11 protein-coding genes and 1 pseudogene are annotated in these 13,452 nt (G+C 44.0%); 8 read left to right on the forward strand and 4 right to left on the reverse strand.

Features of this window, described 5'->3' with window-relative positions; genetic code table 11:
- Window positions 1-2: 2 nt before the first annotated feature.
- The 3 genes and pseudogenes from folP to D6V41_RS18550 all read right to left on the reverse strand — a co-directional run.
- Window positions 3-845 (reverse strand): dihydropteroate synthase, encoded by an 843-nt coding sequence (folP, locus tag D6V41_RS15645; RefSeq protein ID WP_338324273.1) that lies wholly within the window; start codon window positions 843-845, stop codon window positions 3-5.
- 169 nt (window positions 846-1,014) lie between these two features.
- On the reverse strand, window positions 1,015-2,955 hold the full coding sequence (gene ftsH, locus D6V41_RS15650; protein ID WP_136252479.1) for an ATP-dependent zinc metalloprotease FtsH: 1,941 nt from the start codon (window positions 2,953-2,955) through the stop codon (window positions 1,015-1,017).
- Window positions 2,956-3,037: 82 nt separating this feature from the next.
- Window positions 3,038-3,112 (reverse strand): annotated as a pseudogene (locus D6V41_RS18550) (23S rRNA (uridine(2552)-2'-O)-methyltransferase); the annotation flags it as partial.
- A 334-nt stretch (window positions 3,113-3,446) separates the two neighbouring features.
- On the opposite strand from D6V41_RS18550, the gene yhbY reads away from it, so the two are divergent.
- The gene (gene yhbY / locus D6V41_RS15660) at window positions 3,447-3,743 is read left to right on the forward strand and encodes a ribosome assembly RNA-binding protein YhbY (RefSeq protein ID WP_136252480.1); all 297 of its coding nucleotides are present in this window, start codon (window positions 3,447-3,449) and stop codon (window positions 3,741-3,743) included.
- Between the two features lie 37 nt (window positions 3,744-3,780).
- Window positions 3,781-4,560 carry an SDR family NAD(P)-dependent oxidoreductase gene (locus tag D6V41_RS15665; RefSeq protein WP_136252481.1) on the forward strand — a complete coding sequence of 260 codons (780 nt, stop codon included), beginning with the start codon at window positions 3,781-3,783 and terminating at the stop codon, window positions 4,558-4,560.
- Window positions 4,561-4,602: 42 nt separating this feature from the next.
- Here D6V41_RS15665 and D6V41_RS15670 read toward each other — a convergent pair whose 3' ends face one another.
- Window positions 4,603-6,966, reverse strand: coding sequence for a Lon protease family protein (locus D6V41_RS15670; RefSeq protein ID WP_241664574.1), 2,364 nt, complete (start codon window positions 6,964-6,966; stop codon window positions 4,603-4,605).
- 355 nt (window positions 6,967-7,321) lie between these two features.
- On the opposite strand from D6V41_RS15670, the gene leuS reads away from it, so the two are divergent.
- From leuS to rlmH, 6 genes are read left to right on the forward strand one after another with little or no spacing between them, the layout of a single operon-like run.
- Window positions 7,322-9,970 (forward strand): leucine--tRNA ligase, encoded by a 2,649-nt coding sequence (gene leuS / locus D6V41_RS15675; protein WP_136252483.1) that lies wholly within the window; start codon window positions 7,322-7,324, stop codon window positions 9,968-9,970.
- A 25-nt stretch (window positions 9,971-9,995) separates the two neighbouring features.
- Window positions 9,996-10,574, forward strand: coding sequence for an LPS-assembly lipoprotein LptE (locus tag D6V41_RS15680; protein WP_136252484.1), 579 nt, complete (start codon window positions 9,996-9,998; stop codon window positions 10,572-10,574).
- Entirely contained in the window at window positions 10,574-11,605 is a 1,032-nt protein-coding gene (gene holA, locus D6V41_RS15685) for a DNA polymerase III subunit delta (protein ID WP_136252485.1), read from the forward strand. The genes D6V41_RS15680 and holA overlap by 1 nt, the downstream gene beginning before the upstream one ends.
- Before the next feature lie 14 nt (window positions 11,606-11,619).
- Window positions 11,620-12,582, forward strand: coding sequence for a nicotinate-nicotinamide nucleotide adenylyltransferase (locus D6V41_RS15690; protein WP_168711059.1), 963 nt, complete (start codon window positions 11,620-11,622; stop codon window positions 12,580-12,582).
- A 44-nt stretch (window positions 12,583-12,626) separates the two neighbouring features.
- Window positions 12,627-12,944 carry a ribosome silencing factor gene (rsfS, locus tag D6V41_RS15695; RefSeq protein WP_136252487.1) on the forward strand — a complete coding sequence of 106 codons (318 nt, stop codon included), beginning with the start codon at window positions 12,627-12,629 and terminating at the stop codon, window positions 12,942-12,944.
- Between the two features lie 10 nt (window positions 12,945-12,954).
- Window positions 12,955-13,425 carry a 23S rRNA (pseudouridine(1915)-N(3))-methyltransferase RlmH gene (gene rlmH, locus D6V41_RS15700; RefSeq protein ID WP_136252488.1) on the forward strand — a complete coding sequence of 157 codons (471 nt, stop codon included), beginning with the start codon at window positions 12,955-12,957 and terminating at the stop codon, window positions 13,423-13,425.
- Window positions 13,426-13,452: the final 27 nt, after the last annotated feature.

Raw genomic sequence — 13,452 nt, forward strand, 5'->3', positions numbered from 1 at the left:
CCTTATACGTTAATTTGATTGAGTTTTTCGATTATTTTCGACACGTCTGCCGCTTCTCCAACATCGTGGACACGCAATATGCTTGCCCCTGCCAAACTTGCAACGGTATTTACGCAAATGTCGCCAGCTAAACGCTCTGTGATACCTTTATTAAGCAAATTTCCAATCATTGATTTGCGAGACATCCCAGCGAGAACGGGCAGATCAAATTGAGTAAACTCATCAAAGCGCTTTAAGATCTCATAATTATGATCCAGCGTCTTACCAAAGCCAAATCCTGGATCTAACATAATTTGCTTATACTCGAATCCATTCGCGGTGAGACGCTCTATCTGGGCGCGAAAAAATTCGATGACTTCGTCGACAACCGAGTTGTAACGAGGTAAGTCTTGCATCGTTTCAGGCGTTCCCTGCATATGCATAATACAAGTAGGGATATTATGCTCTTGTGCCAGGCGACTTGCCGTTTCCAAAGCCCCGGGTTGTGACAAGGCTCTAACATCATTAATTAATGATGCGCCATGGTTGGCGGCCTCTAGCATGACTTCGCTTTTGCTGGTGTCAATCGATACAATAGTGTCGAAACGTTCTGTTATAGCATCAATAACGGGGATGACTCTATCAAGCTCTTCTTCAAGCGTAACTGGCGTCGCACCAGGTCGCGTTGATTCACCCCCAATGTCAATGAATGTTGCACCAGATGCAATCATTTTCTCTGTTTGTTTAAGCGCATCATCCAGCTTGTTAAATTGCCCACCATCAGAAAATGAATCCGGCGTAACGTTTAATATGCCCATTACTTTTGGAGCATTAAATACCACCGTTTTATCTCTGAAGGTCATCATATAAGCAATTTCCTCAAAATTTTTGCTGTAAACGCTGAAATAAATAAAAGCGATATGATACAGCAAATGTCAGGATAATTGACACTATTGCTCACAAAAAATAGTTGGGACTAAGCATCAACGTAAATAAAAACACCGGCCTAAGCCGGTGTTTTAAATATGATTATTTTTAACTGGAAGACGGGTTTGTTTCACCTTCGCCATCATCTTCTTTCGGCTTGTCTTCACGTCCTACGTCAAGTTTCGCGCCACCAGATGGAGTGTCGTCTTTTGGCGTATTATCCTTGTCCCAATCCGCAGGAGGACGAACTTCACGACGTTCCATCAAGTCGTCAATTTGCTTGGCATCAATAGTTTCATATTTCATAAGCGCGTCTTTCATCGCATGAAGAATATCCATATTTTCACGAAGAATTTTCTCTGCTCGCTGATAATTACGGTCGATTATTGCTTTGATTTCAGCATCAATCGCACGCGCAGTTTCATCAGACACGCTTGCAGATTTGCTCACAGAACGACCCAAGAAAACCTCACCTTCTTCTTCTGCATAAAGCTGAGCACCCATCTTGGTCGATAAGCCCCACTGAGTTACCATTTTCTTGGCTATATCTGTAGCGCGCTCGATGTCGTTTGAGGCTCCTGTGGTGACCATGTCTTCACCATAGATTATTTCCTCAGCCAAACGACCACCATATAAACTGGAAATCATACTTTCAAGATGGCGTTTTGTGTAGCTCACGCGATCTTGTTCTGGTAAGTACATTGTTACACCCAGTGCTCGGCCTCTGGGAATAATGGACACTTTATAAACCGGATCATGCTCTGGTACTAAACGACCTACTATCGCATGTCCTGCTTCGTGATACGCGGTCATGGTTTTTTCTTCTTCCGTCATCACCATGGACTTGCGCTCTGCGCCCATCATTATTTTATCTTTGGCTTTATCAAATTCTTCCATTGATACAACGCGGCGATTAGAACGCGCGGCAAATAAAGCGGCTTCGTTTACCAGGTTAGCCAAATCAGCGCCTGAAAAACCAGGTGTACCACGCGCAATGACTGATGCTACCACGTCATCTGCAATAGGTACTTTGCGCATATGAACTTTTAAAATTTGTTCACGGCCGCGAATATCAGGTAAGCCAACAACAACCTGACGGTCAAATCGACCTGGACGTAAAAGTGCAGGGTCTAAAACATCTGGACGGTTTGTTGCTGCAATAACAATAATGCCTTCATGCCCTTCAAAGCCATCCATTTCAACCAGCATTTGGTTAAGGGTTTGTTCGCGCTCATCGTGACCGCCGCCTAAACCTGCTCCACGTTGACGACCCACAGCATCAATTTCATCGATAAATATGATACAGGGAGAGGATTTTTTAGCCTGTTCGAACATATCACGAACCCGTGATGCACCTACACCCACAAACATCTCAACAAAGTCGGACCCTGAAATAGTAAAAAACGGCACTTTCGCTTCGCCTGCAATGGCTTTCGCAAGAAGCGTTTTACCCGTACCTGGAGGGCCTACCATTAAAACGCCTTTAGGAATTTTTCCGCCCAACTTCTGGAACTTGCTAGGGTCGCGTAGAAAGTCAACAAGCTCAGCAACATCTTCTTTCGCTTCGTCACAGCCTGCTACATCAGCAAAAGTCGTCTTGATTTGATCTTCACTTAAAAGCCGTGCTTTGCTCTTGCCAAAAGACATTGCCCCACGGCCACCGCCGCCTTGCATTTGACGCATGAAAAATATCCATACACCAATAAGCAGAAGCATTGGGAACCAGGAAATAAAAATTTGCGCCAGCATATTTGGCGACTCAGGCTCCTGGCCAAATGTTTTTACGTTGTTTTTTATTAAGTCGTCAATGAGATTATCATCACGATATGGGATATAAGTTACAAAGGGCTCGCCGTTTGAGCGAACGCCTTTAATTTCGTTTTGACTAATGGTTACTTCACGGATGTCACCGCGCTGCACCTGCTCAACGAATGTGCTGTAATCGGTTTGCGCTCTGACGGATTCCTGACCTGAAAAGTTCTTGAATACCATCATCAGCACTACCGCTATGAATAACCACAAAATGAGATTTTTTGCCATGTCGCTCAACGCTACTTACCTCTAATAAATAAGCTTTTAAAAATTTTTAAAATGCAGGCTGTCATTCCCCTAACGACCTACCTTAAGACTACTACACTTTATACCCTTTAGCCACCAAGTAGACCTCATGCGATCTCGCTTTTGATGAATCAGGCTTTCTGGTCTTACGCCCGGATATGCGTTTTTGACGTCTGTGAAAAACTGATTGGACCTTATCCGTGGAAAAATTTTCTTACAAAATTAATTTTCAGCACTAAAAAGATGAATTAATGTTAGCGCATTATCGATGCCTTTTCAGGCAACACATTCAGACAACATAATAGCTACGTTGTTCCCGCCAATTTTGGTCAATCATGCATTTAATGCGCTTTCTTTTTTGTTATTTAAAACCTGCTTGGTGTCGCATTAGCTAATAAGTGAAGGTAGAATACAGAAATTCAAGGTGCTTTAAACGGATAATATCTGTCTACACCGTTTTTTAACTTAATGATTAGAGCTTCATGCATTTATCTACAAAACAAAAGCAATATTTAAAAGGCCTTGCGCATCCCCTTAAACCCGTTGTTCAATTAGGTGCAAACGGACTGACAGAAGGTGTTGTCGCAGAAATCGAAAACGCGCTTAAATATCACGAACTGATTAAAGTCAAAGTTCCGTCGGACGACCGTGACGAAAAAGCATTGATTATGGATGCCATTGTTGGCGAAACGCAATCTCACAAAGTACAGACAATCGGGCATGTACTGGTTCTATATAAGCCAAGTGAGGAACAGAAAATAACGCTTCCTCGCAAGTAGTTTATCGACTCGCGTTTGAATTAAAAAAGGATACAATATGACGAAGTCTTCTAACTTGACAGCCATTGTGACAGGTGCTTGCTCAGGTTTAGGTCATGCCAGCACCTTAAAGCTAATCGACGCAGGTTTTCATGTTGTGATGTTCGACATGAATGAGGAAGCGGCTCAATCGCACATCGCAGAGCACTCGGAGCAATCACTTTCTTTTATTCGAGTGGATGTAACCGATGCTGCTGCGGTAGAAGCTGCAGTTGAACAAGCTTTTAATGAGCGCCCCAATATTCGATTGTGCGTAAACTGCGCAGGTGTTGCCCCCGCCAAACGTACTTTGGATAGAGACGGTAACCCAATGACATTGAACGACTTTTCAAAAGTCATCAATATCAATCTCATTGGTTCGTTTAACGTTGCGCGTGTGGTTGCAAGCCATTTCAGTAAGCTAGCACCTGATGGCGAAGCGCAGGAGCGCGGGCTTATAATTAACACAGCTTCAGTAGCCGGGTACGAAGGACAAATTGGTCAAACTGCTTATGCAGCAAGTAAAGGCGGTATTATCGCTTTAGGTTTGCCTATGGCAAGAGATCTGGCGCCGCTGGGAATACGAGTAAATACCATTGCGCCTGGTGTGATGGGAACACCTATGTTGCTAGCAATGCCTGAGAAGGTACAAGATGCATTAACAGCTAACGTGCAATTTCCAAAACGCTTGGGCTTGCCCGAAGAATTTGCAAAGCTTGTGTTGCATATCTTTGAAAATAAATATCTTAACGGTGAAACCATTCGTCTAGACGGCGGCTTGAGGATGCCTCCTAAATAATTTGAGCGTGTTTATCTTTTTTCAAAACCCTTGAGGCGCGCCTCAATCATCATGCGCGCCATTAACCGTTGCAAATATTGAGTAGAGCCGATTGACCGCCCGCTCATGCACGCTATGTTTAGGGAATCTTCCCCGTGTATTCATCTTTCCTGCTACCTTACCGGTCATCAGGCTAAGCGCCTGGTCGACATCTTCTACTGCATAAACATGAAATTGGCCTTGTTCAACAGCTGTTGTCACTTCCTGATTTAACATCAAATTGACGTAATTGGAGCGTGGAATAATAACCCCCTGATCCGAGGTCAAGCCCCGGGTTTTGCAAAGTTCAAAGTACCCTTCAATTTTTTCATTGATACCACCGACCGCTTGCACTTCGCCTAATTGATTGATGGAGCCGGTCACCGCGATACTTTGCTTGAGTGGAATATCGGTCAATGCAGAGATAAGCGCCAGTAGCTCTGCTAAAGATGCGCTGTCACCGTCTATATAGCCGTAAGACTGCTCAAGGGCAATATTTGCCGATAAGGTAAGTGGAAAATCTTGTGCGTACTTGTTCCCTAGATAACCAGTTAGTAACAACACGCCTTTTGAGTGTATCGGCTGACCCAATTCAACTTCTCGCTCTATATCGACAACGCCATTACTGCCTGCATAAACAGTAGCAGTTACTCGCGCGGGTGTGCCGAATGTTGTATCACCAATCTCTAAAACTGTTAAGCCATTTAATGTGCCGACTGCATCACCGCTTGTACTAATTAACACATGGCCTTCTTGTATATCTTGCAAAAAGGCATCTGAGACGCGGCCAGTTCGCATTTTTTTTGCACTTAATGCCGCCCTGATATCTTCCACAAGCACCTCATTTCGAGAGGATAACTCGCAAAAATATTTAGCTTCGTGCAATAGCTCAAGTATGTCGGCAAAACGCGCGCTCAGTTTTTGCTGATGTTCGGCTATCCTCAGACTTTGCTCAATGAGTTTTTCCATCGCATCATCTGCGATGTCGGCTAGTCCCTGTGCGCTCACTTCCTTTTTTACCCGGTTGATAAAATGCTGGAGATTGTGTGCGTTAAGCTCAATCTCATTTTCAAAGTCAACGAGTACTCGAAAAAGCTCCGGGAATTCATGGTCGTAGTCTTGCAGGGTATAGTAAAGGTCTCTTGAACCGAGCAGGATAAGTTTACACTTTAAAGGAATTGGCTCAGGGCTTTGCGTGATGGAATTTACCATGCCCACGTCCTGCTGAGGCAATTCCATCTTGATACGCTCAAATTTAAGCGCGAGTTTTAATGCTTCCCAAATATGAGCATGAGACAAAAGTTTATCAGCATCCAGAACAAGATAGCCTCCGTTCGCTTTGTGCAAGGCGCCTGCTGTAATCATGCGATAATTGGTATAAACCGAACCTTGTACACTGGTATATTCAATTTTACCAAAGAGGTTCTGATAAGTCGGATTGGACTCGTAAATTAAAGGCGCATTGCTATCTTGCTTATTGTTGACCAAGGTATTGGGTAAATACATCTCAACCATCATGGCTTTACGATCAAATTCTTCCTGTTTATCATGTTTACTTTCCTCGCTGAGCGCTTCAACGATAGTTTCAACCATATGAGACTTGAGCTGACGCAAATATTTGAGGATTGGGATATTGCTGGAGTACTTTTGCTCCAGCTCCTTTATAAGCGGTTTAACCCCCTGCTCTGCCAACTGCGTTTTAAGACTTTTTTGTTGCTCGTTTGCCTCTCTTTGCCATGAGGGTAATTCGAGCAAAGCTTCCGTAAGGGTAATCTCTAATTCATCTACGAGTGCATAATAGTATTCTCGTGTTTCGTCAGATTGTTGTGAAAATTCAGCGTCACTTACCGGGCGCCCTTCTACAATTGGTGCAAAACTAATGCTGTTACCCTCCTCAATCAGGGCAACACCTTTTTGAATTGCGAGCTTTTCAACGTCGTCAATGGCTTTGTCATACTTTTGCTCAAAATGGCGTGTTATCGCAGCCTTGCGTCTTTGATAACCCGGGTTCTCGTAGCTGGCTGGAAAGGTCGCTAACACTTCATCAATGAGGTTTTCAATATCTTTGACAAACTCCTTACTCTCTCCAGCGGGAAGCTTAAGCATTTTAGGCTCTCGCTCATTTTCGAGATTATTTATGTACAACCAATCATAAATCTCACCTGAACGCGGCTTTTTTGCCTGAATGTATTCTCTGATTAGCGTAAAACGCCCCGTGGCCTGTTCGCCCATCACGTACATGTTATAGCCTGGAGAACTTACACCTAAGCCAAATTCAACCGCACGCTTTGCTCGCTCTTGACCAATGAGCTGGTCGCTTGGCAGGGATTTATCGGCTGGCGATACGAGGTCAAGCTCCAATGCCTGATGTTCTCGATTGGCGCTGATTTTATCGTCAACAAGCTGACCTACTTGCCCTTCAACATGCGCCTCAACATTTTTTGTGCCACCTTCTACTCCCGGGACACTCGGTTTTGCAAGGCGGATACTTGCGCGTAGTGCACTGGCAGGCAAACGCAATTTGGTTTGCAACTGCGATGCAATGTCATGCTGTGTCATAAATTGAACTAGCTCTTTGTTATTCTTATTCATTAATAAAGACGAGTGTATAACAATCGCCGCTTAAGCTGAAATGAAGTTTGATAAGCACACAATTATCGCATTTTTACCTTGTGATATTGCGCCTTGCCAAGTTATTCTATAGGGCTTTAATCAACCAACGATAACGAGAATCGCAAAATCAATGTCTAGCACTGATGTAAATGCGGCGCAAGCGCACCAATACAATCCACAAACCATTGAAAAACAAGCTCAAACTCACTGGACTCAAAATAAAGTTTTTGAGGCTAATCTCGATCTGGGCAAAGAGAAATTTTACTGTATGTCAATGTTCCCGTATCCAAGCGGAAGACTACATATGGGCCATGTTCGCAACTATACCATAGGTGATGTGGTTAGCCGCTTTCATCGAATGCAGGGGAAAAACGTACTGCAACCGATGGGATGGGATGCCTTTGGTTTACCGGCAGAGAACGCAGCGATTCAAAACAAAACCGCGCCTGCCAAGTGGACCATGCAAAACATTGACTACATGAAGTCGCAGCTTAACGCACTGGGGTTTGGTTACGATTGGCGACGTGAAGTCACTACATGCAAAAGCGATTATTATCGATGGGAACAGTGGTTTTTTACGCGTTTATTTGAAAAGGGCCTGGTCTACAAAAAGCACGCCACCGTCAACTGGGATCCAGTAGATCAAACCGTGTTAGCGAATGAACAAGTGATTGATGGGCGCGGATGGCGCTCTGGCGCGCTCGTTGAACAAAAAGAAATACCTCAGTGGTTTATCAAAATTACCGACTACGCAGAGCAACTATTGGCTGATTTGGAACAGCTCGATGATTGGCCAAGCCAGGTTAAGTTAGCGCAAAAAAACTGGATAGGACGCTCAGAGGGCGTGGAAATCCAATTCGATTTACAAAGCGAATGTGCAGGACTCAGCAATATTGAAGTCTATACCACGCGCCCGGATACTCTTTTTGGTGCGACATATCTAGCGATAGCCGCACAACACCCCATTGCGCTTGAAATGGCAAAAGACAATGCAGAAATGACTGCGTTTATCGAAAAATGCAAAAATACTAAAACTGCCGAAGCAGAACTGGCTACTATGGAAAAGTTGGGAATGCCAACGGGAGTTTATGCAATACACCCCCTAACAGGTGAAAAACTGCCCGTCTGGATTGCCAATTTTGTGTTAATGGGCTATGGCTCGGGGGCTGTGATGTCGGTTCCCGCTCATGACCAACGCGATTGGGAATTTGCCAGCAAATATGATTTACCAATAAAGCAAGTGGTTGAAATTGCACCTGAGCACACTGATGCTGATATCGCTAAAGCGGCTTATCTTGAAAAAAATACCCTTATCAATTCTGCTGAGTATTCAGGTCTTTCTTTTAACGATGGATTCAATGCCATTGCAACTAAACTTGAAAGCATGGGTAAAGGTAAAAAAACCGTCAATTACCGTTTGCGCGATTGGGGCGTATCTCGTCAGCGCTACTGGGGCGCACCTATTCCTATCGTTAATGATGAGCAAGGAAATTCCTTCGCGGTGAATGCAGAAGATTTACCGGTAGAGTTGCCCACCGACGTTGTGATGGATGGTGTGACATCGCCGATCAAGTCTGACCCTGAATGGGCAAAAACGACGCATAACGGCAAAGACATGTTGCGTGAAACTGACACTTTTGACACCTTCATGGAGTCCAGTTGGTATTACGCACGCTACGCTTCCGCACCAGATAATGCAATGGTCGACCCGACTGAGGCCAATTACTGGCTGCCGGTTGACCAATACATCGGCGGCATCGAGCACGCTATTTTACACCTCTTATACGCGCGTTTTTTTCATAAGTTGCTTCGAGATGAAGGTCTAGTCTCATCTGATGAACCATTTAAGCGCTTATTGTGTCAGGGCATGGTACTAGCCAACGCATTTTATTCAAAAGCGGACAATGGAAAAGAAGTGTGGCACGCTCCCGATACCATTACTGTTGAGCGCGATGATAAAGGACGTATAACAGGCGGTTATGTGACTGAAACGGGTGAAAAAGTGCACTATGCGGGCATGATCAAAATGTCCAAATCGAAAAATAACGGCATAGACCCACAAAAAGTGATAGACGTATACGGTGCAGATACCATTCGTTTATATACAATGTTTGCCGCGCCACCCGAGCAGGATTTGGAGTGGATTGAATCAGGCGTGGAAGGCGCTAACCGCTTTCTACGCAGATTATGGCGTTTGGCCAATGAATTTGTCGAAAGCGAGCATATATATAATGATTTACATGGTCTCAAACTCGATATTGCCAGCTTAAATAAAGATCAAAAGGCATTAAGAAAAGAAATTCATAGCAAAATCGAGTCTGTCACCGATGATATCGCGCGCCGTCAAAGCTTTAATACGGCCGTTGCAAAGATGATGGAATTACTCAATGCTTTGCAAAAATATACCGTAAGTAACAAACAAGACGCTGCGCTCTATTTCGAAGGGCTTGTAGCGCTTGTTAAAATGCTTAACCCCTTTACGCCGCACATTTGTGAAGCGCTTTGGGATTTGCTTGAACAAAAATCATTGCAAGGCGAGTTGCAAACGGTTGACTGGCCGAGTTTTGACAAGTCTGCGCTTGTTGAAGATGAAAAGCTGATTATCGTGCAGGTGAATGGCAAGGTACGCGCAAAGTTAACGGTACCAGCAGATATCGATAAAGCCACATTGGAAAATGAGGCACTTAATCACGAAAATGTATCAGCCTTTACCGATGGCAAAACCATTAGGAAGGTTATTGTGGTGCCGGGTAAACTTGTTAACATTGTGGCCAGTTAGTGCGATGAAAGGTAAAAAGGCGAATATGTACAGGCTCAAGGTAATACTCGTATGTTCAGCCATACTCTGTTTAAGTGCTTGCGGATTTAAGCTAAGAGGTTCGCAGACACTACCAGAAACAATTGATACAGTAATTATCAATTCTCCAGTACAATATTCGCCTTTATCTCGCGCGTTAAATGAGCGGCTACCGGTCTATCAGCTTCAAGGGCTAAGCGCGACAGCGGCGAAAGATTTAGCATTTGAAGCAGAACAGACAGTTCTTTTAACACTGCGTCCTGAAACACTGGAAAGGCGTTTGTTGTCGGTTTTCTCCAGTGGTCAGGTAGCGGAGTACGAGCTGATTTACTCCGTAAGCTATCAAGTTGTCTTTCCCGGTAGCGAACCACTAAACAACACGATGTCTGTATCGCGGGAATATCAGGATGACCCCCAACAGATATTGGCCAAATCCCGTGAACTGGATTTAATCACTGAAGAAATGAGAGACGAAGCAGCAGATAGAATAATTCGTTTGTTGTCTAATCAGTATCAAATTGCGCAAACTCGTCCGCTAAGCCCATCCACAAAAACAAAGCAACAAAAAAAAGCTGAATCAAAATAATGCAAGTCAGAGCCAATCAGTTTATTCATCAACTTGCTCAGGCAAATTTGCCAAACCTGATCTTGCTCTTTGGCGATGAACCACAGCAAAAAATGGACATTATTGATGCAATCCGAGCGCGGGCAAAAAAAGAGGGCTTTGATGAGCGGCAGTCTTTAGTGGCTGAAAGCGGATTTGAATGGCAGCAGTTAATAGACGCGACTCAGGCAATGTCATTGTTTTCTGATAAACAGTTTATCGAATTGACTCTTCCAAGCGGTAAACCGGGCGCGCAGGGTGCCGCCACGCTGACAGAGCTTGCAAAGACCATTTCAGACGACACATTGTTGCTTATTCAAGGGCCAAAAATCGGTAAGGATGTACAAAATGCCAAATGGTTTAAACAAGTGGCTGAGCGAGCGTGGTTTTGTCACTGTTACGAGCTGCAAGGCTCCCAGCTTAATCAATGGATTAAAGAAAGGGCGAATGAACGTAAACTGGCGCTGACGAGTCAGGCAATTACTACGATTGCTGAGATGAGCGAAGGCAACTTACTGGCAGCTAATCAAGAAATAGAAAAACTCAGACTCATTTTCAACGAAGGACAAACGCTCGACCATGAGCAGGTAGCAGCAACTATTGTTGATCAATCACGTTTTACTGTATTTCAGTTCACTGACGAAGTATTAGCGGGCAATATGCAAAAGGCGGTCAAGATCTTATATCGGCTAGAAAGCGAGGGCTTGGAGCCGAACATTATTTTGTGGTCATTAGTGAAAGAAGCGCAATTGCTTGAGCAGTTAAGCGCCTTTAGAGCTCGAAATGAAACGCTTCCTTATCAGAAGTTACGAATTTGGCAAAGTAAGCAAAGTTTATACAATAGCGCGCTTATGCGTCTTAACCCCGCTAATATTCGTGTCTTGATAGCGCACCTTCAGCAAGCAGATGCCTTGTTTAAATCGACGAGCGTACAAAAACCTTACGTCACACTAAGTCATTTAGCGCTATTATTTTTGCCCGCCCCCTTAGAACAGTTTCCGCTTATTGCCTAATGATTGATTATGAAATGCGAAAATCAACATCAAACAAGCAGGTGGAAACTCACTTCGAACCACTCGCGCTATTTGGTGGCACTTTCGATCCACCTCATTTTGGCCATTTATTGCCGCTGCAGGAGCTATTAGGACATTTTGCAAAATTAGAGTGTGAGCTTATTCCAGCGCATATTCCCGTTCACAAAAAAACCGTTACTTGTGCAAAACACAGAAAGGCAATGACAGAGTTATTTGTTCAGTGCGATACTCGACTTCGCCTGAACGACATAGAGCTTCGTAAGGACGAGGCCAGCTACACCCTTCATACAATTACTGCCTTAAAATCCCGGTACCCGGAGCGCAGTTTATTGTTTGTTATAGGTTTGGACAGTTTTATCCAGCTTTGCGCCTGGTACAAACCCACCGAAATTTTGAAATTCTGTCATCTTCTTGTGTTAATGCGTGGAAGCGAGGGGCTTAAATCACAGGATGAGAAGGCCCTTGCGAACATGCTTTGTACTTGCATTGCTCAATTAAAAACAGGACCTGTTTCGCTAGCTCAGTTAGGTTTAAAAGATAGTAAATCGAAACATGCTCTATCGCTTTATGAGTTGCTAGCGACGTGTGAAAATACGATCAAAGACCACTCAGAAGAAGTGAACTTATGTTACGCCCTCCAATCCAAAAAAGGCTTACAAGACAATTTAGCGCCTGTTTTAGATGATAGTCATCCTGATTACCCGACACGCAATTATGCAATCACTACACAAGAAGAGATAATAAGCGGTATACTATCTGCATATGATGTTGGCAGAGTGATATTTTTCAATAACTCACCCGTTAATATGTCGTCGACTGACATACGTAAACTCGTCAGGACGATATGGGAGAGCGAAAACCGACAAGACATCAAACTTGCCAAACAGAAACTGTTGACGTGTATGCCAAGCTCTGTACTTGACTACATTTTGCAACATAATTTGTATAGGCTTTAAGCATCATAAGCTATGCACCACAGTTAAAAACTAAAGGTCAAATATTGAATCAAAGTAATTTTACGCAATTTGTCATCGATAAAATTGAAGATATGAAAGCCCGTGATGTCATCGTGATTGATGTTACCGGCAAAAGTACGGTAACCGATACATTGGTGATTTGCTCGGGAAATTCTAAGCGACATGTTTCTTCCATCGCCGAAAACCTGATCACTGAAGCAAAACATGCCGGACATCCGCCTTTAAGTGTTGAAGGTAAAGATGTTGGCGAATGGGTGTTAGTCGATTTAGGCGATGTCGTCGCGCATGTGATGCAAGATGAAACACGAGACTTTTACCAATTAGAAAAGCTCTGGCAATAATCCGTTCATTATGCAGATTCAAGTGCTTGCAGTAGGGAACAAAATGCCTGCCTGGGTAGTCGAAGGCGTCAATGAATACACAAGGCGCTTCCCTCCTGACTGTAAATTGCATTTTGTTGAAATTGCGCCTTTAAAACGCGGTAAAACCAGCAACATTGAAAAAGTGACCTTCGAGGAAGGTCAGAAAGTACTTGCCGCTATTCCGAAAGGAAATCGCATCATTGCTTTAGAGGTGGATGGAAAGCCCTGGGATACGCCCGCGCTGGCAAAACAGCTAGAGAGCTGGAAAATGGATGGACGTGATGTCAGCTTAATGATTGGCGGACCTGAGGGACTATCTTCTGAATGCAAGGCAGCGGCGCAGCAGAAGTGGTCGCTATCTGCACTTACGCTTCCTCATCCAATGGTGCGAATAATTGTTGCCGAGGCGCTTTACCGCGCCTGGACAGTAACTCAGAATCATCCTTACCATCGCGAATGACATGACAATTAAAGAGTAAAGTACTTC

It is taken from the genome of Ningiella ruwaisensis (assembly GCF_004798935.1).
Taxonomy (GTDB): Bacteria; Pseudomonadota; Gammaproteobacteria; order Enterobacterales; family Alteromonadaceae; genus Glaciecola; species Glaciecola ruwaisensis.

Bases quoted from the DNA above. Each gene is read 5' to 3' on its own strand.
- holA (WP_136252485.1), top strand. From the start codon at position 10,574: ATGCAAGTCAGAGCCAATCAGTTTATTCATCAACTTGCTCAGGCAAAT.
- D6V41_RS15665 (WP_136252481.1), top strand. From the start codon at position 3,781: ATGACGAAGTCTTCTAACTTGACAGCCATTGTGACAGGTGCTTGCTCA.
- yhbY (WP_136252480.1), top strand. From the start codon at position 3,447: ATGCATTTATCTACAAAACAAAAGCAATATTTAAAAGGCCTTGCGCAT.
- rlmH (WP_136252488.1), top strand. From the start codon at position 12,955: ATGCAGATTCAAGTGCTTGCAGTAGGGAACAAAATGCCTGCCTGGGTA.
- leuS (WP_136252483.1), top strand. From the start codon at position 7,322: ATGTCTAGCACTGATGTAAATGCGGCGCAAGCGCACCAATACAATCCA.
- folP (WP_338324273.1), bottom strand. From the start codon at position 845: ATGATGACCTTCAGAGATAAAACGGTGGTATTTAATGCTCCAAAAGTA.
- D6V41_RS15690 (WP_168711059.1), top strand. From the start codon at position 11,620: ATGCGAAAATCAACATCAAACAAGCAGGTGGAAACTCACTTCGAACCA.
- D6V41_RS15680 (WP_136252484.1), top strand. From the start codon at position 9,996: ATGTACAGGCTCAAGGTAATACTCGTATGTTCAGCCATACTCTGTTTA.